The following is a 25263-nucleotide window of genomic DNA, read 5'->3' as shown; positions in this document are numbered from 1 at the left end:
AAAAAATGCCTACGTAGCTCAGTTGGTTAGAGCATCTGACTGTTAATCAGAGGGTCCTAGGTTCGAGTCCTAGCGTGGGCGCCATCTTTGTTGTGTTTTTTCTTTTGTCCTTGAAACCCATTTTTTAAATTAGTATTTTCTAATTTATTAAGTCAATTTTACAACCAATGATTGGCTTATTTTTTTAACAAAATTCTCTTTTTTTAAGAAAATAATTTTAAATTGATTTTTTATAAATATCACTTAAAATTAAAATAATTATCTAATTATTAAGCTAGTTTGTTGAAATCAATTCAAACTCTAGCTTTTTATTTTTATATATTTTTTTATCACATCCAAAATTCCCCCAACCCCAAACCAGTTACTTAAAGGAGTATCTCAAGTGTTAAAAAAAGTTTTTGAAACTACTAATTTAAAAGATTCTTTTCAAGTCGAAATAGGAACTTACGCCAGAAACGTTGATGCTTCCATTTTAGTACGCTACCAAGATACAGTGGTTCTTACAGCTACTGTTTTTAGTCGCAAACCCAATAATCTTGTTTTTTTACCTCTTACTGTTATTTATCAAGAAAAATTATATGCTGCTGGAAAAATTCCTGGCAGTTTTTTACGCCGAGAAGGACGTTCCAACGATCACGAAATCCTCACTTCACGCCTCATCGACCGTTCTTTACGCCCCCTATTCCCTGATTATTTTCAACAAGAAGTGCAAGTAATTAATACAGTTTTAAGCCTAGACCCTGATTTTAAAAGCGAGCTTGCCTCCATGCTTGGAAGCTCTCTTTCTCTATTGATTTCTGAAATCCCCTTTTTTGAAGCTATTTCCGGAGTTTATGTAGGAAAAATCAATGACAAGTTTATCATCAATCCCACTTTGCAACAACTTGCCAATTCTACTCTACATTTGATGGTTGCAGGTACCAAACACAACGTTACTATGATAGAAGCACACGCCAATGAAGTTAGCGAACAAGACTTTTTAGAAGCCATTAATTTTGCTCACCAATATATTAAAAAACTTTGCTTATTTCAAGAAAATATCAAGCAACAATTTGCGCCTGCTAAAATAACAAACACCTTGCACCAAAACGAACAAACCCAACAACAAGCCTTTTTTGCCAAATACCAATCCCAAGTTAAACAAGCTATTTTAAGTTGCAACAGCAAAAACGATTTACAACAATTAAAAGAACAAATCCTAGATCAAGCCAAACAAACTCCTTTTTTCAAAACTATTGACACTGCCACTGTTTTTGATTACGAAGCCCACAAAAAACATTTACAAACAACAGAAACCCTATTTCAAAAATTATCCAAACAAGAAACACGTTCTTTAATTTTGCAAGAAAAAATAAGACCAGATAAAAGAGGATTAGAAGAAATAAGAACTCTTGAATCTCAAATTGATTTGTTGCCCCGCGCTCATGGTTCTGCTTTGTTTACTAGAGGACAAACCCAAAGCCTTGCTGCAGTGACCTTAGGATGTTTATCAGAAAGCAAAATTATTGACGGTCTAAGCGACGAACAAAATAAACGTTTTATGCTTCATTACAACTTTCCTCCTTTTTCAGTTGGTGCAGTTGGTCGTTATACTGCCCCTAGTAGACGAGAAATCGGACACGGCACTCTTGCCGAAAAAGCTATATCTCAAGTTTTGCCAGAAGAAAAAGACTTCCCCTACACTATTAGAGTAGTTTCTGAAATTCTAGAATCTAACGGCTCTTCTTCTCAAGCCACTGTTTGTGCTTCTTCTTTGGCATTAATGGCATCAGGAGTTCCTTTAAAAAAAGCAGTTGCAGGAATGTCAGTAGGATTAGTTTTTGACCAAGCAACGAATAAATACGTTATTTTAAGCGATATCCAAGGTTTAGAAGACCACGTTGGAGACATGGATTTAAAAATCGCAGGCACCAATAAAGGAATTACTGCTTTACAAATGGATCTTAAAATTCAAGGAATCCATTTTAAAATTTTGCAAGAAGCTTTTTTGCAAGCCAAAAAAGGACGCCTTCATATTTTAGAACACATGAGCCAAACAATTTCTCAACCTCGTTTAGAAGTTTCGAAGTACGCCCCTAAAGTTTGTATGATGCAAATCAAACCAGAAAAAATTCGTGATATTATTGGAAGTGGTGGCAAAATCATCAATCAAATTATTGAATCTCATGATGGTGTAAAAATCGATATTGAACAAGACGGACGCGTTTTTGTAATGCATTCCAACTTAGAAACAGTCAAAAAAACAGTCGCTTTTATTGAAAGTTTAATCCAAGAAATTCAAATAGGCACTTGTTATCAAGCCTCTATTTTGCGTTTTTTAAGTGACAAACAAGGAAAAATGATTGGAGCTGTGGCACAAGTTTGTCCAGGAATCGAAGGACTTATCCACGTTAATCAAAAGAAATTTCAAAAAATCACCGATGTTTTAAAAATAGGTGAAACAGTTTCGGTTAAATGCACCAAAATCAACGACCGCGGAAGAATTGATTTTTTGCTTTTGCCCAAAAATACACAAGAAAAAAACTCTTAGTTTGGCTTTCAAAAATTATTACCAATAACCATTAATTTATAAAAAAAATACCGATATCATTTAAGAAAAGTGTGGTGGTTGTGCATGAATGAATCTTTAAATAATCCCAATATCGCAACAAAACAAAACTTTACAGGACTAACTAACAAGCAAGTAGAACAAAAAAAAACTGCGGGTCAAGTTAATGTTTCTAACTATAAAAATTCTAAAAGTATTAAAGATATCTTATTTAGTAATTTATTTAATTATCTTAATTTGTTGATTTTAATTGTAGCATTAATCATTATTTTCATAGAACAATATGAACATTTATTTTTTTTAGTAGTTTCTTTAACCAATGTTTTTATTAGTGTTATTCAAGAAATTAAAGCTAAAATAACTCTTGACAAAGTATCTTTGTTGATGAAAAACCATTCTCAAGTAATAAGAAATAGTCAAAAAGAAAAGGTTTTTTCTTCTGATTTAGTTTTGGGAGATCTTTTATTTTTGGAAGCAGGAGAACAAATTGCAGCTGATGCCAAGGTAAAATCGGGTGTTTTAGAAGTTAACGAATCACTTTTAACTGGTGAATCTAAATTAGTTATCAAAAAAGAAAATGATTTTTTATACTCTGGTAGCTACGTGGTATCAGGTCAAAGTTATGCCGAAATTGTAGCTGTAGGAAGTGATATGTATATTGAAAAAGTTTCCCAAGAAGCTAAAAAATACAAAAAACCGACCACTCCTTTAATGCAAAACTTATCTTTGTTAATCAAAACAATCATTATTTTTGTCACACTTTTTGCTATTATTTTAGCTTTTTTTGCTTTTAATAAAGAGAATAATAAAATATCAGGTTTCAGGCAAAATTCCTTACTAGGTTTGTGTGGCATGATGATAGCAATGCTTCCTTTGGGACTTTTTTTGCTGACTAACATTTCTTTGGCAGTAGGTTTTGTACGTTTAGCAAAACAAAAAACTTATGCCCAAAATCTATTTGGAATCGAAATGTTAGCTCAAATAAACACTTTATGCCTCGACAAAACAGGAACTATTACTGATGGCACTATGCAAGTTAAAAAAGTCATTCCTTATCACCCTAAAGAACTTGATTTTACTAAATTAATGAACTCTTTTTTATCTGCTTGCCCCGCTTCTAATAGTACTTATAATGCTTTAATAAACAAATTTAGCCCCAATACTTTTCCTACTTCAACTCCTTATCAACCCTCCCAAAATCTTCCTTTTTCCAGCACAAGAAAATATAGTGCAGTTGAATTTAATAATTTAGGAACCATTTTTTTGGGGGCTCCTGAATTCATTTTAAAAAACAATTTTCACCTTATTCAAAAAGATTTTGAAACTTACACTAAATCAGGTTATCGAGCGCTTTTATTAGCCAAAAGCCCTGAGCCTTGTATTTCTCAAATAACTTGTAAAAACCAAAAATTACACGACATCCCATGCATTCCTTTAGCTTTAATTATCATCAAAGATACTATTAAAAAAGACGCAGTTACTACCATTGATTTTTTCCAGAAAAATGGCGTTTGTGTTAAAGTAATTTCTGGTGATAATCATGTGGCAGTTTCTCAAATAGCTCAAAGAGTAGGTATTATTGATGCTTATAAAACCATCAGTTTAGAAGGACTTTCTGACCAAGAAGTTATCCAAATAGCTACTAAATATAATGTTTTTGGAAGAACTTCGCCCCAACAAAAAAAAATCTTAATCCAAACTTTTAAACAAGCAGGACAAAAAGTTGCCATGACAGGCGATGGTGTAAACGATATTTTAGCCCTAAAAGAAGCCGATCTTTCCATTGCGATGGCATCAGGCAGCCAAGCTACTTGTAATATTGCTAATTTAGTTTTGATGGATTCGAATTTTTCTTCCATGCCTAAAGTAGTTTTTGAAGGCAGAAGAATTATTAACAATTTAGATAAAATCTCTATTTTGTTTTTTACCAAAACTATTATTGCTTTTATGCTTGCAGTTGCTGTTATTTTATTTAATTTTTTAAGGCGTCCTTGCTACTATCCATTATCACCTTTGAAATTACAATTTGTCATGGATTATTGGTCAATTGGCATTCCTTCGCTTTTTTTATCTTTTGAAAAAAACAACGAAATTATCAGCAAAAACTTTTTACTTAATAATCTCAAAAAAGCCTTTCCCTATGCAAGTATAGCTTTTATTAGTTATGTCTTAACTTTTGGTGTGCGAATTGGTTTTGTATCAACCCAAACTCCCGATTTCAAACAATTAGAAACAGTTTCTAATTTTGTCATTTTGCTTTCCACCTTCATTTTATTTACTGTTTTATTTAGAATTTCTAAACCTTTAAATCTAGCTAAATTACTTTTATTTGTAGCAATGTTAATAGGATTTATGACAGCTTCATTTATTTTGGATGTTTTTGAAGAAATGTCTCAATTCGATAAACTTGAAAAAGTTTTATTAGTTTTAATCATCATTTTATCCCTTGTCATAACCCAAATCTCCCAAAAAACCCATCCAACAAAAACTACAAAATCGAAAGAAAACAAATAATTAATATGATTATTTACGGAAAAAACCCCATCAAAGAAGCAATTAAAGCGCAGAGAAAAATTTATCAACTATATTTAGATGAAAAAATTAAAGACCATCTTTTTATAATGTTTTTACAAAAACACAATATTGCTTATCAATTAGTTGACAAAAAGTTTTTATATGATCTAACCAAACAAAAAAACCATCAAGGAGTCGCTGCCAATGTTTGTGACTACACTTTTTACGACTTAGACACTTATTTAGATTCTGCCAAATTCCAAAAATTCTTAATTTTAGACGCCATTAATGACCCTCATAACTTAGGAGCCATTTTAAGAACTGTTGAAGCTTGTGCTTTGGATGGTGTTATTATGAGTAAAAAACATCAAGTTCCACTCAATTCCACAGTTGCCAAAATTTCTTGTGGTGCCTTGGAATACACTAAAGTTTTTTTAGTTACTAATTTGCATCAAACCATTTTAAAACTAAAAAAAAATCAAGTTTTAATCGTTGGTACCGATAGCAATTCTTCCCAATCTTTTCACCAAATCCCTAAAAACAGTTCTTTGGCTATTATTGTTGGCAACGAAGGAATAGGCATTAGACATTTATTAAAACAGCAATGTGATTTTTTGGTTAAAATTCCTATGTATGGAAAAATCAATTCTTTAAATGTAAGTGTTGCTGCTGCATTAATGATCTACTCCACTTTTATTTTTGGTGATAATTAACCCTTGCCTCCTCCAAAAAACAAACTAATCACTAGCTTTTTTAAGCAGCTAATCATTTATCTAATTTGGGTTACTGTTAGTTTTCTTACCATCTTTCATCCAACATTCCAAATATTTTCTTCCCGGGATATTTTTTTGCACAAAGCAATTTTTATATTTTATTTTTTGCACAAAAACACTGATTTATGATATAATAAAAAAAGATGTTTTGAAAATAAATTAATGTTTTTTCAACTTTCTAACATAAAAGGAGCTATTTTTTTGAAAAAAAATATTTTAGTTTGTGTTTTGTGTCTAAACCGCAATTACAACACCAAACCACGAGCCAATCAAAACTCAAAACGTTTAACTTTAAAAAAATATTGCTCTTATTGCAACAAACACACTTTGCATCAAGAAACTAAGTAAAGGAGTTTTTAACTTTATGGGAATTAAAATAGTAAGCGAAAACAAACCAAATCAGTTATTAGAAGTAATCAAAAGAGAATATAGTTGGATCAATATTTTACTAATTACCACTTCTATTTTGTCTCTTGCTCTTTGTGGGCAATTATGGCAACAAAAACAGTTTGAAACTATGCATTGGGCATTGCCTTGTGCTTTAGTTCTTTTGAGTGTTTTTATTTTTGCGATAGGTTCATTTGCTTTTTTCAAAGATGCATTTTTGCAAATTTGTAACATTAGTTGGCCTTCCTTAAAACAAATTTTGTTTAAAACATTACAAGTTATTTTTTTCACATTGTTCTTAATCCTTTTTGTTCATGCCATAGATTCTTATGTTATTGGCAAATTAACCCAATTTTGTGTTAAAATCAAAAATTTGTTGAGCAAATAAAATGAATAAAACAGAAAAACAAATAAAAGAGACACAAGCGCAAGAACAACAAGATCAAGAAAAAGATTACCAAAATACATGTCACCTTAAATGGTATATTGCTCAAACTTATTCAGGTTATGAAAATGTTGTAAAAGACGATTTGTTAAGAAGAGTCGAAAGCATTGGCATAGGTGATTTAGTATCTAATGTTTTGTCTCCCAAAGAAGAATATTATGAAACTCGTTTGGATGGAAAAAAGGTTAAAAAAGAGCGCAAAATGTACCCCGGGTACGTTTTTATTCAAATGATGATTACTGACCGATCTTGGTTTGTTGTCAAAAACACTCCGCGAATTACTGGTTTTTTAGGTTCCAGCGGGATGGGTTCTAAACCAGTTCCTTTATCTGAAAACGAAATCAATCCTGTTTTATTAAAAATGGGCATCATCAATAAACCCGATTATAAAAATTTTATCGGCAAAAAAGTAGAAATTATTTCTGGTTCTTTTTCGGGTCAAATAGGGCAAGTATCAAGTATTGATGACGACCGTGAAAAAATGAAAGTGGAAGTAGATTTGTTTGGTAGAGCAACTCCAGTAGAAATTTCTTTCAACGACTTCAAAGAAATATCTTAATTTTTTCATAATTTCTAACATTTTTTTATCAAATATTTAAAATTTATGTTAAAATAAGTTGTCTAAAAAATTTTATCATATTTTTTTTATGTGACAATATCAACAATATTCCAAATTTAATGAAACGCAAACAAAGAATAAACAACTCAAATTATCAAGTTTTTTATTTCAAATCCCCGTTCCAAAGAAAGGTTTTTTATGGCTAAAAAAGTTGTTAAAACGGTAAAATTACAAATTCCTGCAGGAAAAGCTAATCCAGCTCCTCCAGTAGGACCTGCTTTAGGGCAAGCCCAAGTTAATATTCCTGCTTTTTGTTCCCAATTTAACGAAACAACTAAAGATCAAATGGGTTTCGTTATCCCTGTTATCATTTCTGTTTATGAGGACAGAACATTTACTTTTGTAACTAAAACTCCTCCAGCAAGTGATCTTTTAAAAAAAGCTGCTAAAATTGAATCTGGTTCTGCTAATGCAAGTCAAACCAAAGTAGCTACTATCACCCACAAACAAGTAGAAGAAATCGCCAATTTAAAGCTTCCAGACCTAAATGCTTATTGCGTTGAAAAAGCTTGCAAAATCATTGAAGGAACAGCTCGTAATATGGGAATTTTAGTAAAAGATTAAAATATTAAAATAGTTTTGACCCCAATTATTCAAATTTCAAATTAAAAAAATTTCTAAAAAATGTCAAGTTGTTTTGAGAAAGGAATTACTGCGATGAAACGAGGCAAAAAATATTTAGCATCATTACAAATGTTTGATGTTAAAAAAACATATCCGCTTCAAGAAGCTATTAGCTTAGCTAAACAAACTCAAGTTGCTAAATTTGATGCTGCGGTAGAATGTGCTTTTCATCTAAATTTAGATCCTAAAAAAGTTGATCAAAATTTAAGAGGAGCCTTAGTTTTACCACATGGCACTGGTAAAGTCTTAAAAGTAGCAGTTCTTGCTAAAGGAGAACAAGCTAAACAAGCACAAGAAGCCCAAGCAGATTACGTAGGCGACCAAGATTTAATTGATAAAATTGCCAAAAACTGGTTTGATTTTGATGTCTTAGTTGCTACTCCCGAAATGATGCCGCAATTAAGTAAATTAGGGCGTCTTTTAGGACCCAAAGGACTAATGCCTAACCCTAAAACAGGTACTGTAACAAATGATGTTTTACAAGCAGTCAAAGAAATTAAAAATGGTAAAATTGAATACCGCCTAGACAAAAGTGGGAATATTCACGCCATATTAGGTAAGGTTTCTTTTGATGAGACAAAATTACTAGAAAACTTAAAAACTTTATATCTTCAATTAATGGCTGTTAAACCTCGTACAGTGAAAGGCACTTACATTAAAAGTGTTACTATTTCAACTACGATGGCACCAGGTATTAAAATTGACCCTGTTACAATTTCACAATAATCAAGATCAAAATTTTGAAGGAAGGAAAAGGGCATAATCATGATAAAACCTCAGTTAGCCAAAAAAATAGATTCAGTTGCTGTTTTGCAAGAAAAAATTAGCACTGCCAAAACAGTTATTGTTTTTGAATATGCAAGCTTACCGGTAAGCTCTTTTATGCAACTGCGTCGTGAGTTAAAAAAAACTAGTTGTGAAGCAAAAGTATATCCCAAAAACATCATGCAAAGAGCTGTTACCAACGCCAAACAAGCTGATTTAGTTACCTTTTTAAAAGGAGCAAAAGCTTTAATTATTAGTCCCCAAGAATTATTAGAACCAATCAAAACGATTTATAATTTTGCTAAAAAAAATAAAGCAGTTAAAATAGTTTCTGGCATCGTGGAACAAAAAATTGTCTCCTTGCAAGAAATAAACACCTTAGCTACTTTGCCTTCAAAAGAACAAATGTTAGCGCTTTTAGCTGCTTCAATGTTTGCACCTTTGCAACATTTAGCAATTGGTCTAAATATGTTAGTACAAACCAAAGAACAAGAAAACCCCCAACAATAAACAATTAATTTATGAATGAAAAGATTATAACAAAGGAGATTGACATGGCTAAGTTAACGAAAGAAGCTTTTGTATCGGCTTTAAAAGAAATGTCTTTATTAGAGATTAAAGAATTATTAGATGGTTTGAAAGAAGAGTTTGGAATTGACCCAACTGCTTTAGCAGTTGCAGCTCCTGGAGCAAATAATGCAGCTGAAGTAGAAGAAAAAACCGAATTCACAGTAGTTATGAAAAGTTTTGATGAAAAAAAGAAACTTGCTGTTATCAAAACAGTGCGCGAAGTAACAGGATTAGGCTTGCTAGATGCTGCTAATTTTGTTAAAGTTCCTGACTCTAAAGTAAAAGAAAATGTTTCCAAAGCTTTAGCAGAAGATATCAAAAACAAGTTAGAACAAGCTGGAGCTGTTGTTGAACTTCAATAAATTATTATCTTGTAAGTAATATAAAAACCTGAGTTTTCTCAGGTTTTTTAGTCTTGCATTGTTTTTATTTTTATACCCCAACCCCCCACCAAAACCCAAAAATCGCAAAGACACAATTAAAAATAAAGATTTTGGCAAAACAAACTACCAATTAATAATTTATAGGAGCATAAGATGGGTTATCATAATGTCAAATATGGCAAAAAAGCACAACGTCGTAATTATTCTAAAACAATTTATGATGTTGATTTGCCCAATTTAATTGAAATTCAAAACCAATCTTTTGATTGGTTTTTAAAACACGGTATTAAAGAATTGTTGCAGGATTTTTGTCCTATTGAAAGTTATAATGGGGATTTAAAAATTTACTTTGATGATTATTTTTTAGCACCCCCAAAATATAGCATTGAAGAAACTAAAATTAAAGATATAAGTTATGTTGCCCAATTATTTGTCAAAACTACTTTAGAAAATGTTTTAACTGGCGAAACTAAACAAAGCAATATTTTACTTACTGAATTGCCTCTAATGACTCCCACTGGGACTTTTGTTATCAACGGCACTGAAAGAGTAGTAGTTTCTCAAATTGTACGTTCCGCTAGCGTGTATTTTGCAGGTAATTTTGACAGCAAACTCAACAGAACCACTTATTCTGGACAAGTAATTCCTTCACGTGGTGCTTGGATTGAATACGAAGAAGGCTCTAAAGAAATTTTGTATGCCAAACTAGATCGTTCCAAAAAAATCCCCTTGTCTAATTTTATTTATGCTCTAGGTTTTGACAGCAAAGAAGCAATCGAAAATGTCTTTGGCAAAAGCGCTATCCTTGATTCTGTTTTTGATAAAGAAACTGATATGGACTCAGACAATGCTTTGGTAGAACTGTATTCTAAAATCCGTCAAGGCGAAAAAGTTCCTGTCGACACTGCTAGAGATTTTATCAGAACAAGACTTTTTGATCAAAAAAAATACGACCTGGCTAAAGTGGGAAGATACAAATTTAACAAAAAACTAGACGTTCTTACCCGAGCTGAAAACACTTATTTAGTTTGTGATTTTGTCAATTCCGAAACTCAAGAAATAATAATTGCACAAGGCGAACTTTTAACCAAAGAAAAAATTGCAATCCTGAAACAAAATCGTCATTTTTTGCTCCAAGAAATCTTCGACGCTAAACATAATTTAGAAAACGAAACTGATGAAGAGATTTTAGCATATAAAAAAGACCCCCAAAAAAACGAATTATTCACCAAAACTAACATCATCAACTCTCGCACTGGTGAAGTTTTAGTAGCTAAAGATACTTTAGTTAACGACGATATTATCAATCATTTAAGACACAATATTCACACTCTTGATGAAAAAGTATCTAAATTTTTCTTAGGAACTAAAGATATTTATCAAAAAGAAGCAGACCGTCAAGGAGTTTTTAACGAAATTTTAGAAGTCTATACTTCAAAAGACGAATCAGGCAAGCTATATCACAAAGTCAAACTTATTGGAAACGACCAAAGAGAAACCAAAAAACACATCACTTTATCAGATGTTATTGCAAGTATTAATTATTATTTGAATCTTTATGAAAACGTAGGCACTGTTGATGATATTGATCATTTAGGAAATCGTCGTTTAAGATTAATTGGAGAATTGTTAAAAAACCAATTCCGAATTGGTCTTACCAGAGCTGAAAAAAATATCAAAGATATGATTTCCACTAGCAAATTCAGCGAAGTTAACGGTCCAGGCGACCTAGTTAATTTTACTTTTTTAATGAGTGTAATCAAAACTTTTTTCACAAGTTCACGCTTATCTCAATTCATGGATCAAATCAATCCTTTAGCAGAATTAACCCAAAAAAGAAGGGTATCAGCTTTAGGTATCGGAGGAATTAATCGTGATCGTGCAGGCATTGAAGTGCGCGACGTGCACAATTCCCACTACGGCAGATTATGCCCCATTGAAACTCCTGAAGGACCTTCCATCGGACTTATCACATCCCTTTCCACTTATGCCAAAGTCAATAAGTACGGTTTTATCCAAACTCCTTTCTTTAAGGTTTTGCACCAAGACGGGAAAACTACCCTTTCGCGCCAAATAGATTATTTAACAGCTGACCAAGAAAAAGAAGAAATTATTGCCTCAGCTGGGTTTGTTTTGGATGCCAATAATGCTTTTCAAGACAAAAAAATAATTGCTCGTAGCAACGGTGAAACAGGCATTTTTGAAAGAAGCCAAATAACATATGCTGACGTTTCTCCTAAACAAATTGTCTCTGTTGCAACTTCTTCTATCCCCTTTTTAGAACACAACGACGCTTCCAGAGCTTTAATGGGAGCCAACATGCAACGTCAAGCAGTCCCTTTATTAATCCCTGAATCTCCTATTGTAGGAACAGGTGTTGAATATCGCGCTGCCAAAGACTCAGGTTGCTTAATTATTGCCCGCGAATCAGGATTTGTTACTTATGTTGATGCTCAAAAAATAATTATAACTAAAAAACCCAACCAAAATGTTTCATTAAATGGCAAAACCCTTTACGATAATACCCAAGAATTTACCTACACCCAAGCCAAGGCTTTATACGAGAACAACTACAAAGAACACCAAGCCGAATACAACCTCATCAATTTTGCCAAATCCAACCAAGACACTTTAGTATTGCAAAAACCGATTGTAGTTTTGGGAGAACAAATCAATGAAGGCGATATTTTAGTAAGTGGACCTTCTACATCTCAAGGCGAATTAGCACTTGGCAGAAATGTTACAGTGGCTTTTATGACTTGGGAAGGTTATAACTATGAAGATGCCATCATTATGTCAGAAGAATTAGTCAAACACGATGTCTACACTTCCATCCACATTGATAAATACGAAGTTCAAACTAGAGAATTAAAAAAAGGTAGCGGTCAAGAAGAAATCACTAGAGAAGTTCCCAACGTGGGCGCTGATGCTATTAAAAACCTTGACGAAAGAGGAATTATTATTCCTGGTTCCGAAGTTAAAGAAGGAGACATTTTAGTAGGTAAAATAACTCCTCAAGGAAACATTGAACCTTCTCCTTCTGAAAAATTAATTCAAATTGTAATTGGTGAAAAAGCCCGCGAATACAAAGACTCTTCTTTAAGGGTTCCTTTTGGTGAAGGGGGGATCGTTCAAAGTGTTCATTATTTCTCCAGAAAAAACGGTGATGTTCTTCCTGCTGGTGTCAACGAAAACATCCGTGTTTTCATCGCTAAAAAACGTAAAATCAACGAAGGCGACAAAATGGCAGGACGCCACGGAAACAAAGGTGTAATTTCTCGCATCTTACCTAAAGAAGACCTTCCTTATATGGCAGACGGTACCCCAATTGATATCATGTTAAATCCTTTAGGAGTTCCTAGTAGGATGAACATTGGACAAATTTTAGAAATCCATTTAGGAATGGCTGCCAAAAAATTAGGCATCAAAGTGGCAACTCCTGTTTTTGACGGCGTTAATGACTACGACCTTAAAGAAATCATGAAAGAAGCCAATTTAGATCCTGATGGAAAAATGGTTTTATATGACGGACGCACCGGCGAACCTTATGACAGTCGTATTTCTGTAGGAGTTATGTATATGGTTAAATTATCTCACATGGTAGATGATAAACTCCATGCCAGAAACGTAGGACCATACACTTTAGTGACCCAACAACCTATGGGAGGAAAAGTCCAAAACGGTGGACAACGCTTTGGTGAAATGGAAGTATGGGCGCTTTATGCTTATGGAGCTGCTCATACCTTACAAGAAATTTTAACAGTTAAAAGTGATGATATTGTAGGTAGAAACAAAACTTACAGTGCCATCGTGCAAGGAACTCCACTGCCTAAACCAAGCATTCCTGAAAGTTTCCGAGTTTTCATTAAAGAATTGCAATCTTTAGGATTGTATGTAGAACTAATCAAAACCGATACTAAAGAAAATGAAGTTAATAAATCCTTAATTGATTACAAAAAGGAAGGTTATAATTAAAGATGAGTGATAACAGATTATTTACTTCAGTAGAAACTTTAAATCTTTCATCTCCAGTTTTAGAAAAATTAAAACTTTCTGGAATCAATACTTTGGAAGATTTTAACACTTTTACTTTAGAAGAGTTAAGGCTTTTGCTGCAAGAAGCTTTTTTAGAAGTTTTACCTATCCTCAAAAACTTCGCCCTACCTCGTAATTTACAAAATCTAGATTTGAGTGAAGCCGTTATTAACATTCTTACTGAACTAGGAATGGAAGATTTTCAAGATCTTTTACAAACTAAAATGGCTGTCCTTACAAAAGCATTTGAAACCAATCCCCTTGCTTTTCAAAAATTAAACGACCTATTTAAGTTATACAATCACTTCCCTTCTATTTCATCTGACAAAGAATACGGTAGTAGAGATTATGATTATTTTAAAATCCGTCTAGCTGCTCCTGAAGAAATCAGACAGTGGTCTTATGGTGAGGTTACTAGCTACGAAACAATTAACTATCGCACCTATAAACCAGAGATATCAGGATTATTTTGTCAAAAGATTTTTGGTCCAGTAGTTGATTTCCAATGTGCTTGTTCTAAAAAACAAGTCAGCATCAAAAGTCAATTTTGTAACAAATGTGGAGTTGAATTTACCGAAACCAAAGTGCGTCGTGAAAGAATGGGACACATCGAATTACAAACCCCCATCGTCCACACTTGGTACCTTAACTCTTCTCCCAGCCGTTTAGCTATTCTTTTAAACATAAAAACTAAACAATTAGAAGAAATAGTTTATTATGTTTCTTACGTTGTAATTGATCCTGGAAAAACCGAATTCAAACCTAAAGAAATTATTACAGAAACCCAATACAGTGAAGCTATTTATGAATTTGGAAACGCTTTTGTAGCTTTAACAGGTGCCGAAGCGGTTAAAAAATTACTAGAAAATCTCAATTTAGAAAAAACTATCAAAGTCCTTCGCAAATCTTTATCGGAAAATTCCAAACAAAAAAGAGAAAGCATTATTAAAAGACTAGAAATCATCGAATCTTTTCATCAATCAGACAACAAACCTGAATGGATGGTAATGGATGTTATTCCTGTATTGCCTCCGGGATTAAGACCGATGGTTCCTTTAGATGGTGGTCGTTTTGCCACTACTGAAGTCAACGATCTTTACCGCCGCATCCTTAATCGCAACAATCGTTTAAAAAAACAAATGCTCCAAAAAGCTCCTCGTTTAATCATTAAAAATGAAAAAAGAATGCTACAAGAAGCAGTTGATGCTTTATTTGATAATGCCAAAACTAGCAAAAAAAACGTTAACAACGTCGAAAAAAATCGCCCGCTTAAATCTTTATCCGAAATGCTACGCGGTAAACAAGGGCGTTTCCGTCAAAATCTTTTAGGTAAAAGAGTGGATTATTCGGGACGATCCGTAATTATTGTAGGTCCTGATTTAGAAATGCACCAATGCGGTGTGCCTCGTGAAATGGCAATTATTTTGTTCAAACCTTTCATTTTGAAAAAACTACAAGAAACCAAAGGAATTGACAAAAAAAACGCCAACACCATTTATGAAAAAATGAATGAAGAAGTTTGGAACGCCTTAGAAGAAGTAGTCAAAGAACACCCGGTCCTTTTAAACCGCGCCCCAACACTACACCGTTTAGGAATTCAAGCTTTTGATCCTAAATTAATTGACGGTAAAGCCATTCGCCTCCACCCTTTAGTTACGCCTGCCTTTAATGCCGATTTTGATGGCGACCAGATGGCAATTTATGTCCCTCTTTCTTTAGAAGCCCAAGCCGAAGCGCGCTTATTGATGCTTGTTTCGAACAACATTTTAGACCCTAAAAATGGTAATCCAGTAGTAACACCTTCCCAAGATATGGTTTTAGGAAACTACTATTTAACCATTGAAGAAAAAAAAGATCGCACTATAAACAGCTATGATGCTGCCCAAAGAACTGCAGAACACCAATACAAACATCGCAATGAAGGAGCTTTTTTTGCTGACATCAACGAAGCCAAAACCGCTTATCAAAATAAAGAAATCCACCTTCACACAAGAATTTTTATCAAACCACAAGCAATTAATTTATCATTTACCGAAGAACAACGTCAAAAATATTTAATGACTACTTTAGGAAAATTAATTTTTAATGACATTTTGCCTCCAAGTTTCCCCTACATTAACGAACCAACTCAGTTTAATTTGGATGTCAAAACCCCTGATGCTTATTTTTTAGCTCCAGGAACCAACCCCAAACAATTCCTAAAAAAACTTCCCACCCCTAAACCTTTTAACAAAAAATTCCTATCTATGATTATTGCATGTTTTTTCAAACAAATGAAAATTACAGAAACTTCCAAAATGCTAGATCACATCAAAAACTTAGGTTTCAAGTATTCTACTATCGCAGGAATTACAGTTTCATTTGCAGACATCAATACTTACTCCAATAAACAAGAATTGTTACAAAAAGTAGAATCCCGCAATATTCAAATTGAGACTTGGTACAACGATGGTTTTTTAACAGATGCCGAACGTCGTCGTTTAGTAATTAACGAATGGAAAACTATTCGTGATGAAATTCAAGAAGGCTTGATGAAAGAATTTCAACAAGACAACCACATTTTTATGATGAGCGAAAGTGGCGCACGTGGTAGTGTTTCTAACTTTACTCAATTAGCAGGGATGAGAGGGTTAATGAATAACCCTAAAGGTGAAATTATTGAAGTCCCTGTTAAAGCTTCTTTCCGAGAAGGTCTGAAAGTTTCTGAGTTTTTCATCTCTACTCACGGAGCCCGTAAAGGTTCAACTGACACTGCCCTCAAAACAGCCGAGTCAGGTTATCTAACGCGTCGTTTAGTTGACGTAACTCAAGATATTGTTGTTATCAAAGAAGACTGCAATAGTGACCGCGGTTTTGTTGTAGAAGCTATGATGAGTGACGGCAAAGAAATTGTTTCCCTCAAACAACGCATTATGGGACGCTTTGCTAGTTGCGACATTTGTCATCCCAAAACCAACGACCTTATTATAGCGCGCAATGAATTAATTACTGAGTCCAAAGCCCAAGAAATTATTACTGCCAAAATTAAAAAAGTTCCTATTAGAAGCATTTTAACTTGTAATTGTGAATATGGTATTTGCGCCAAAGACTACGGCGTCAATCTAGCTACCAATAAATTAGTAGAAATTGGCGAAGCTGTTGGTGTTATTGCTGCTCAATCCATTGGGGAACCAGGAACTCAATTAACTATGAGAACTTTCCATACTGGAGGAGTTGCTTCTGCCTCAGATATTACTCAAGGTCTTCCAAGGATCGAAGAATTATTTGAAGTACGCAAACCTAAAGGAAAAGCGCTAATCAGCGAATTAAAAGGAAAAATCAAAAAAATTGATAAAATCCGTTCCCAAAATCCAGAAATTGTAATCACAGAAGAAAATGACCCTGACACAGAGCACCGTTATATTTTGGAACCTAATGTCGATATTTTAGTAAGCAAAAACAACAGTGTTTATCCCGGTCAAAAACTAACTTCTGGTTCGGTTGATCTAAAAGAACTTTTAAGAGTTGCAGGCACAACAGAGGCTCAAAAATACATCTTAGAAGAAGTACAAAAAGTTTATCGTGCCCAAAATGTTTATATCAGCGACAAACACATCGAAATTATTATTCACCAAATGTTTAAACAAATTTTAATTATTGATGAAGGTGATACTCAACTTTTACCTGGCACAGAAATTACTATTAATAACTTTAAAAAAGCTAATTTAAAAATGTTAGAAGAAAACAAACGTTTAGCAGTGGGGCGCCCCATTATTTTAGGAATTACGCGTTCTTCTTTAAGAAGTGATTCTTTATTGTCAGCTGCATCTTTCCAAGAAACTACTAAAATTCTAATCGATGCTGCCATCAAAGGAAAAACCGACCATCTTTACGGACTTAAAGAAAATGTTATTATTGGTGGCTTAATTCCTGCAGGAACAGGTATTTTAGAAACTACTTTATTTAAATATCCAAAAGAACCTGCAAACACTTCTGAACTTGCTGAAAAAACTAACCAAAATTAAAAAAAGAAAGGAAATAAAAAATGTCTACTGTTTCTCAATTAATCAAAAAACGTCGTAGCAGTAAAACTTCCAAAACTAAAGCACCTGCTCTAAGTTACGGTTTTAATGTTTTGCAAAAAAAAGCTAAACATTACAGTTCTCCTCAAAAAATGGGTGTTTGTCTGCGTGTAACTACCATGACTCCAAAAAAACCAAACTCAGCTTTACGTAAATTTGCAAGAGTGCGCCTAAGTAATGGTTCTGAAGTAACTGCCTACATTCCAGGCGTGGGACACTCCTTACAAGAACATAGCTCTGTTTTAGTTCGTGGCGGACGTGTAAAAGACCTTCCTGGTGTGCGTTATCATATCGTTCGTGGTGCTCTAGATGCTACTGGTGTTGCTAACCGCAAACAAGGGCGTTCTAAGTACGGCTCTAAATTACCTAAAGAAAAAAAATAATTACAATTACAAAGAATAAAAAACAAATAATAAAAAAATCACAAATCCCCAAAAAAATAAATAAAATAAAGAAAGTAGGTGAATTTTTGTGTCCCGTAAAGGTCATATTAAAAAAAGAGATGTACAGCCAGATCCTGTTTACAAATCTAAATTAGTTACTAAAACCATTAACATCATTATGAAAGACGGAAAAAAAGGCAAAGCTCAAACTATTTTTTATCAAGCTTTAAAACAAGTAAAAACTATCACTAACCGCGAGCCTATTGAAGTTTTTCATGAAGCCCTAAACAATATTATGCCTGTATTAGAAGTACGCACGCGTCGTGTGGGTGGTCAAAATTATCAAGTGCCTTCCGAAGTTCGTCCCGAAAGACGCCAGTCTTTAGGATTAAGATGGCTTGTTAAATACACTAAAGAAAGCAATGAAAAAACAATGGAAGAAAGACTTGCCAAAGAAATAGTAGATGCTTCTTTAGGTAACGGAGTATTAGTTAAAAAAAGAGAAGAAACGCATCGCACGGCAGAAGCTAATAAAGCCTTTGCTCATTATCGTTGGTGATTGTAACTTATAGGAGAATAAAAGATGGCACGTCAGTTTTCATTAGAAAAAACTCGTAATATTGGCATTATTGCTCATATTGATGCAGGAAAAACCACCACTACAGAAAGAATTTTGTTCCACACCGGAAAAATTCATAAAATCGGAGAAACCCATGATGGTGCTTCTCAGATGGATTGGATGGAACAAGAACAAGAAAGAGGAATCACTATTACCTCTGCTGCTACTACTGCTTTTTGGAAAAACCACCGTATCAATATTATTGACACTCCCGGACACGTTGATTTTACGGTGGAAGTTTCGCGCTCTCTTAGAGTTTTGGATGGAGCAGTAACAGTTATTGATGCTCAGGCAGGAGTAGAACCACAAACTGAAACTGTTTGGCGTCAAGCTAGTGAATATAAAGTCCCAAGAGTTATTTTTGTTAACAAAATGGATAAAGTAGGCGCTGATTTTGCTTATGCAATTAAAACTCTTAAACAACGCTTAGGAGTTCATGCAAGCGCTATTCAATGGCCAATTGGCTCAGAAAATGAATTTAATGGTATCATTGATTTAGTAGAAATGAATGCTTTTGAATATGATAACACTTCCCAAGAAACAGGAAAAGTAGTTCCTATTCCTAGCGATTTAGAATCAATTACCCAAACTAAAAGAAACGAATTAATAGAAACTTTATCTACCCTAGACGAAGAATTAATGATGTATTATTTAGAAGAAAAACCAATCTCTTCTGAAATGTTGAAAAATTCCATTAGAAAAGCAACCTTACAAGCTTCCTTTTTCCCAGTTCTTTGCGGTTCTTCTTTCAAAAATAAGGGTGTTGTTAAAATGTTAGACGCTATTGTTGACTACCTTCCTGCTCCTTGTGATGTTGCAGCTATTGTTGGTTTTGATTCTGACAACCAAGAAATTGTGCGCACCGGATTAGATGAAGAACCCTTCACAGCTCTAGCTTTCAAAGTGATGACCGATCCTTATGTAGGAAAATTAACCTTTTTCCGTATCTATTCAGGTTCAGTTAAAGCTGGTTCTTACGTAACTAACACTACTAAAGGAACCAAAGAACGTTTTGGACGCTTATTACAAATGCATGCTAATTCTCGTGAAGAAGTAAAAGAAGCCTACACAGGCGATATTTTAGCAGTTGTAGGATTAAAAGAAACTACTACAGGAGACACTTTAGCATCAGAAGGACAAACCATCGTCTTAGAATCAATGAATTTCCCAGAACCAGTAATTGAAATTGCAGTAGAACCAAAAACTAAAGCTGACCAAGATAAAATGGGGATTGCCCTTGCAAAATTAGCTGAAGAAGACCCTACATTTAAGGTTTTTTCCAATCATGAAACCGGGCAAACTATTATTGCTGGAATGGGTGAACTTCATTTAGATATCATTATTGAACGTCTTAAAAGAGAATTCAAAGTACAAGCAAATGTTACAGAACCTCAAGTAGCATACCGAGAAACAATCACCCAAGAAACTGAGACAGAAGGAAAATTCATTCGTCAATCAGGTGGTCGTGGACAATACGGACATGTGTGGATGCGTTTTGAACCAAATCCTGGAAAAGGTTTTGAATTCGTTAATAAAATTGTAGGTGGTGTAGTTCCTCGTGAATACGTTCCTGCAGTTCAAAAAGGAATTCAAGAAGCTCTTGCTGGTGGTATTTTAGCTGGATATCAAATTATTGATGTTAAAGCAACTTTATTTGATGGCTCTTACCATGATGTCGATTCTTCCGAAATGGCTTTTAAAATTGCTGCTTCCATGGCATTAAAAGAAACCAAAACCAAAGGAAACCCAGTCATTTTAGAACCTATTATGGACGTTGAAGTAGTTACCCCCAACGATTATGTAGGAAATGTTATTGGTGATCTAACTTCTAGAAGAGGTAGATTAGAAAACCAAGAATCACGCGCCAATGCTGTTGCTATTAGAGCGTTTGTTCCCCTTTCTGAAATGTTTGGATATGCTACTGTTTTGCGCTCCAATACTCAAGGAAGAGCTACTTTTATTATGCAATTTGCTAAATATGAAAAAGCTCCTAAAAGCATCACTGAAGAAATTATTAAAAAACGAGCTTAGACAACCTTACACTAAAAAACATTTTTATTAACAAAATATTTGTAAAAAGCCAAAAATAAGTTAAAATTTAAATGGTAAATATATTTATTAAAACAAACCTTAAAACATAATAAAAGGAGGCCTTTGAAAAATGGCTAATGAAAAATTTATACGAAATAAACCGCATTTAAATGTAGGTACTATTGGACACGTAGACCACGGTAAAACTACTCTTACAGCAGCTATTACCCAAGTTTTGTCTACTCGTGGCTTGGCTAAAAGTAGAGCTTATGATCAAATTGATAATGCTCCTGAAGAAAGAGAACGTGGAATCACTATTAAAACTTCACACGTAGAATATGAAACAGAAAAACGTCACTATGCTCACGTTGACTGTCCTGGACACGCCGATTATGTTAAAAACATGATTACTGGTGCTGCTCAAATGGATGCTGCTATTTTAGTTGTTTCTGGTGCAGATAGTGTTATGCCTCAAACTAGAGAACACATTTTATTAGCGCGCCAAGTTGGTGTTCCAAAAATTGTTGTTTTCTTAAATAAATGTGATCTTTCCCCAGACGAACAAATTTTAGAATTAGTAGAAATGGAAGTTCGTGAATTATTATCTCAATACGATTTCCCAGGAGACGACATTCCTGTTATTAGAGGATCTGCATTAAAAGCTTTAGAAGGTGACGCTCATTACGTTGCTCAAGTAAACGAATTAATCGAAACTCTAGACACCTACATTGAAGACCCGGTGCGCGAAGTTGACAAACCTTTCTTAATGCCTGTAGAAGATGTTTTCACTATTACTGGTAGAGGAACTGTTGTTACTGGTAGAGTAGAAAGAGGTCAAGTAAAAGCTGGTGATGAAGTAGAAATCGTAGGACTTAAAGAAACTAAAAAAACTATTGTAACTGCAGTAGAAATGTTTAAAAAAGACCTAGATTTTGCTCAAGCAGGAGACAACGTTGGAGCTTTATTACGTGGAATTAACCGTGAAGACGTACAACGTGGACAAGTTTTAGCTAAACCAGGTTCTGTTAAGCCTCATTCTAAATTTGTTGCTCAAGTTTATGTTTTAACTAAAGAAGAAGGAGGACGTCACACTGCCTTTTTCTCTCAATACCGTCCTCAATTCTATTTCCGTACTACAGATATTACAGGAGTAGTTGAATTACAAGGTGATGTTAAAATGGTAATGCCAGGTGACAACGCTGAATTAGTAGTTACCCTTAACAACCCAATTGCTATAGAAGAAGGAACTAAATTTTCTATTCGTGAAGGTGGAAAAACAGTTGGTGCAGGATCAGTTTCCAAACTTCTTAACTAAAAATTCATTATACCCAACCTTATTAATAAATAAAACCCACATTATGTGGGTTTTTATCTTTTTTAACTATTTTTTATTTTGTATTTTGCCCCTTTTTTGCCCTTTTGCCTTTTTATCACTTTTTAAAACTCCACAAATCTAACCCAACTCAACTAAAAGATGCAAATTTGGCAATAATGACATTTTAAACACTTATAAAAAAATTAGTTGTGTGTCAAAAAAAACGCTATTTATTATCAAATTTCACAACACTAACCAAAAAAACACCACTTTTTGTCATTTTTTGCAATAAAAAAGCAAAATATCTTCCAATTAATTTTAAAAAAAGGTAAAATATATATGTGCTTGTTTATTAAGCAAGTTAAAAAAGATGTAAATATTTTTTTAAATAATAAGAATAATAAAATAAATTTAATTTTAATAATAAATAAAATTTAAAAAGGTGGTTTAAATGGAATCCAATAAAGTAAATAATTCGTTTACCCAAATTAAAAATAACTTTCTTTCTTTATTTGAAAAAACTACTTATAATAATGTTGCTACTCGTAAAGGAATTGCTTTAAAAACAATTTTGCTTTTATGTGTTACAGCAATCACTTCAATGTTTTTTTACCCAATTCTAAAACCCGCGATATTAAAAAATCTAAATATTCATGCAATTTATTTTTCCATGATTGCGTTAGGTTTTTTAAATTATGGCATTTATTCTGCAGGATTAAAACAAGTTGAAATTTCTAAAGCTTGTGGATTAATTTATTCTTTTATAGAAGGAATAATTTTATCAATTATTTTTGTTGTTCTAAATTTATTTTATGCCAATTTAGTTGAAATTGCCTTTATGGCTATTTTTGCAACCTTTATCGTCTTTGTTGTAATGTCCCATGCTTATTATAAAGGTTTTATAAAAGTAACAAATAGATTTAGACAAATTATGCTATATTGTTCTTTTGCTTTGGTGGTTTCTTATATAGTTCGTTTAGTGTTGTCTTTATGCAGCATTTGGACAATTGAAAATATTATTTACAATAGCTTTTTAACTCTTCCTATTAGTTTAATTATGTTAGGATTTGTATCTATGTTTTTAGCACTTCATTTTGATTACACCGAACAAATGATTAAACAAGGAATGCCTAAAAAATATGAATGGCAAGTTTCTTTGGCTTTTGCAACAACTTTAATTGAAATTTTTTTAAGAATAATGTTAATTTTGCTAAGGTTATTTGGTCAAGAAAGAAAATAAAAAAGATCACGAATATTCGTGATCTTTTTTTTATTATATTACCTTTTTTATTCGTTTTGGAATAATAAATTAGTTCTTGTTCCTAATTGCATTGGTAATTCCAATGTTTTTGCACTAACTAATTTAACTCTTATTTGCTTAATTATCTTTTTACTAGCTTCTAATTCTTGTTGAAAGTTTTTACCTTTCATAGCAATAAAATAACCCTTTTTTTTCACTAAAGGAACACACCATTTTAAGATAAGTTCCAATCTAGCCAAAGCGCGAGCAACAACACAATCATAACTGCCATTTTTGGCTATGTCATATTGTTCTACTCTTTGGTGAAAAAAACATATATTATCTAATTCCAAATGGCTTGATAATTGTTTTAAGAAATTGATTTTTTTTAAAGATGATTCAATGATTACAATTTTTAAATGAGGAAAAAGAATTTTTAAAGGAAAGCTAGGAAAGCCAGCACCCGAGCCAACATCACAAAGATTAGTTACAGTATTAAAGTTAAATATTTCTTTTAAAATTAAAGAATCATAAAAATGTTTATAGCAAACATCAGATAAAGATATTAGAGAAGTAAGGTTCATTTTTTGGTTTTCTTGTTTTAAAAATTCATAGTAAAAAACAAACTTGTTTAATTGCTTTTCGTTGAGTGCAAATTTGTCTTTTAATGATTCAAAGTAAAGCATGATGTTTTTCCAAATAAACTAATAAAATCGAAATATCAACTTGATTGACTCCTAATATTCTTGTTGCTTGTCCTAAAGTTTGGGGTTTGATTAAATCAAGTTTTTCTTGAGCTTCTTTTGATAAATTTTTAATATCTGCGTAATTGATTTTGCTAGGAATTTTTTTTTGTTCTAACCTTGCTAACTTTTGAGCTTCTTTTTGGGCTTTAGCAATATAACCTTCGTATTTGATTTGTATTTCTACTTGTTCATAGATGGTTTTATCTGCTTTTTCCTGTAAAAAATGTTGTAAAGTGCAAAAATTTAATTCTGGTCTTTTTAGTAGTTGTGCTAATGTGGTTTTTTCTCCAAGACTAGCTGAGTTTTGTTTTTTTAAATAAGATAGATTATCTGAATTAACTAAAATTTCATAATTTTTGCTTTTTTCTAATAAAAGGTTGATTTTAGCTTTTTTGTTTTGAAAATTGTTATAATCTTTTTCATCAATCAAACCTAGTTGATATCCGTAATCTTTGAGGCGCAAATCAGCATTGTCGTGTCTTAATAATAAACGAAATTCCGCGCGTGATGTCAAAAGACGGTACGGTTCTTTGGCGCCCTTAGTGATTAAATCATCGATCAAAACACCAATATAGGCTTCATTTCTTTTTAACACAAAAGGAAGTTTATTTTGGAGTTTTAAAGAAGCATTAATTCCTGCCATAAGCCCTTGACAAGCAGCTTCTTCATAACCGCTGGTGCCGTTCATTTGTCCTGCTAAAAAGAGATTTTGGATTTTTTTAGTCTCTAAACTGTGTTTGAGTTGGTTGGGATTAAAAGCATCGTATTCAATAGCATAAGCATATTTAGTGATTTGGGCGTTTTGTAATCCCGGAATAGTTTTAAGGATTTCGTGTTGAACGTGTTGAGGCATGCTGGTAGAAAGTCCTTGTAGATACATTTCATCCAAAGATAGGCTTTCTGGTTCAATAAAAATTTGATGACTGTTTTTATCACAAAATCTTACTACTTTATCTTCGATAGAAGGGCAATAACGAGGGCCTGTGCCTTCAACATAACCTCCATACATAGCTGATTGGTTTAAATGTTTTTGGATAACTTGGTGGGTGGTTTGGTTGGTGTGAGTTAAAAAACATGGTTCTTGGGGTCTTTGATTTGTTTGGGGAACAAAACTAAATATTTGTTCTAAATTATCTCCCATTTGTATTTTGGTTTGGCTATAATCAATGCTGTTTTTTTTAACTCTTGGTGGTGTGCCTGTTTTT

19 protein-coding genes and 1 tRNA gene are annotated in these 25263 nt (G+C 33.1%); 18 read left to right on the top strand and 2 right to left on the bottom strand.

Annotated features, from left to right (window positions below):
- Positions 1-7: 7 nt before the first annotated feature.
- From OYV_RS01005 to OYV_RS00920, 18 genes are all read left to right on the top strand, one after another.
- Positions 8-84 (top strand) — tRNA-Asn (locus tag OYV_RS01005).
- A gap of 298 nt (positions 85-382) precedes the next feature.
- A complete protein-coding gene (locus OYV_RS01000; RefSeq protein WP_042067788.1) occupies positions 383-2530 on the top strand; it encodes a polyribonucleotide nucleotidyltransferase in 2148 nt (715 codons plus the stop codon).
- Between the two features lie 84 nt (positions 2531-2614).
- Positions 2615-5062, top strand: a complete 2448-nt coding sequence (locus OYV_RS00995) for an HAD-IC family P-type ATPase (RefSeq protein ID WP_042067784.1) — start codon at positions 2615-2617, stop codon at positions 5060-5062.
- A 5-nt stretch (positions 5063-5067) separates the two neighbouring features.
- Positions 5068-5775 carry a 23S rRNA (guanosine(2251)-2'-O)-methyltransferase RlmB gene (rlmB, locus tag OYV_RS00990; RefSeq protein ID WP_042067782.1) on the top strand — a complete coding sequence of 236 codons (708 nt, stop codon included), beginning with the start codon at positions 5068-5070 and terminating at the stop codon, positions 5773-5775.
- Between the two features lie 222 nt (positions 5776-5997).
- Positions 5998-6183, top strand: coding sequence for a 50S ribosomal protein L33 (rpmG, locus tag OYV_RS00985; protein ID WP_011160627.1), 186 nt, complete (start codon positions 5998-6000; stop codon positions 6181-6183).
- A 16-nt stretch (positions 6184-6199) separates the two neighbouring features.
- Positions 6200-6610: a preprotein translocase subunit SecE gene (gene secE, locus OYV_RS00980; protein ID WP_042067780.1), complete on the top strand. Its 411-nt coding sequence runs from the start codon at positions 6200-6202 to the stop codon at positions 6608-6610.
- Position 6611: 1 nt separating this feature from the next.
- Positions 6612-7226 (top strand): transcription termination/antitermination protein NusG, encoded by a 615-nt coding sequence (nusG, locus tag OYV_RS00975; RefSeq protein ID WP_042067777.1) that lies wholly within the window; start codon positions 6612-6614, stop codon positions 7224-7226.
- A 198-nt stretch (positions 7227-7424) separates the two neighbouring features.
- Complete coding sequence (gene rplK / locus OYV_RS00970) at positions 7425-7850, top strand: 50S ribosomal protein L11 (protein ID WP_042067774.1); 426 nt, start codon at positions 7425-7427, stop codon at positions 7848-7850.
- Positions 7851-7943: 93 nt separating this feature from the next.
- Positions 7944-8636 (top strand): 50S ribosomal protein L1, encoded by a 693-nt coding sequence (gene rplA, locus OYV_RS00965; RefSeq protein WP_034172138.1) that lies wholly within the window; start codon positions 7944-7946, stop codon positions 8634-8636.
- Between the two features lie 39 nt (positions 8637-8675).
- Positions 8676-9185, top strand: coding sequence for a 50S ribosomal protein L10 (rplJ, locus tag OYV_RS00960; protein WP_042067772.1), 510 nt, complete (start codon positions 8676-8678; stop codon positions 9183-9185).
- 44 nt (positions 9186-9229) lie between these two features.
- Positions 9230-9607 carry a 50S ribosomal protein L7/L12 gene (gene rplL, locus OYV_RS00955; RefSeq protein WP_042067771.1) on the top strand — a complete coding sequence of 126 codons (378 nt, stop codon included), beginning with the start codon at positions 9230-9232 and terminating at the stop codon, positions 9605-9607.
- Between the two features lie 174 nt (positions 9608-9781).
- Positions 9782-13603: a DNA-directed RNA polymerase subunit beta gene (locus tag OYV_RS00950; RefSeq protein WP_042067769.1), complete on the top strand. Its 3822-nt coding sequence runs from the start codon at positions 9782-9784 to the stop codon at positions 13601-13603.
- 2 nt (positions 13604-13605) lie between these two features.
- The gene (gene rpoC, locus OYV_RS00945) at positions 13606-17667 is read left to right on the top strand and encodes a DNA-directed RNA polymerase subunit beta' (protein ID WP_042067767.1); all 4062 of its coding nucleotides are present in this window, start codon (positions 13606-13608) and stop codon (positions 17665-17667) included.
- 20 nt (positions 17668-17687) lie between these two features.
- Entirely contained in the window at positions 17688-18107 is a 420-nt protein-coding gene (gene rpsL, locus OYV_RS00940) for a 30S ribosomal protein S12 (protein WP_011160636.1), read from the top strand.
- Between the two features lie 88 nt (positions 18108-18195).
- Positions 18196-18666 carry a 30S ribosomal protein S7 gene (gene rpsG / locus OYV_RS00935; protein ID WP_042067765.1) on the top strand — a complete coding sequence of 157 codons (471 nt, stop codon included), beginning with the start codon at positions 18196-18198 and terminating at the stop codon, positions 18664-18666.
- A 24-nt stretch (positions 18667-18690) separates the two neighbouring features.
- Positions 18691-20757 (top strand): elongation factor G, encoded by a 2067-nt coding sequence (fusA, locus tag OYV_RS00930; RefSeq protein ID WP_042067762.1) that lies wholly within the window; start codon positions 18691-18693, stop codon positions 20755-20757.
- Between the two features lie 130 nt (positions 20758-20887).
- A complete protein-coding gene (tuf, locus tag OYV_RS00925) occupies positions 20888-22072 on the top strand; it encodes an elongation factor Tu (protein WP_042067761.1) in 1185 nt (394 codons plus the stop codon).
- 451 nt (positions 22073-22523) lie between these two features.
- A complete protein-coding gene (locus OYV_RS00920) occupies positions 22524-23312 on the top strand; it encodes a Bax inhibitor-1/YccA family protein (protein WP_042067758.1) in 789 nt (262 codons plus the stop codon).
- Between the two features lie 47 nt (positions 23313-23359).
- Here OYV_RS00920 and rsmG read toward each other — a convergent pair whose 3' ends face one another.
- Together rsmG and mnmG are read right to left on the bottom strand one after the other, a co-directional pair.
- Positions 23360-23998 (bottom strand): 16S rRNA (guanine(527)-N(7))-methyltransferase RsmG, encoded by a 639-nt coding sequence (gene rsmG / locus OYV_RS00915; RefSeq protein WP_042067756.1) that lies wholly within the window; start codon positions 23996-23998, stop codon positions 23360-23362.
- The coding region (mnmG, locus tag OYV_RS00910; RefSeq protein WP_042067754.1) for a tRNA uridine-5-carboxymethylaminomethyl(34) synthesis enzyme MnmG at positions 23985-25263 on the bottom strand (1279 nt) is incomplete at its 5' end. The genes mnmG and rsmG, both read right to left, overlap by 14 nt.

The sequence above is a fragment of the 'Chrysanthemum coronarium' phytoplasma genome (assembly GCF_000744065.1).
Lineage (GTDB): Bacteria > Bacillota_I > Bacilli_A > Acholeplasmatales > Acholeplasmataceae > Phytoplasma > Phytoplasma asteris.
Note: the sequence above shows the minus strand (reverse complement) of the source record. Positions and strands in the feature narration are given on the sequence as shown.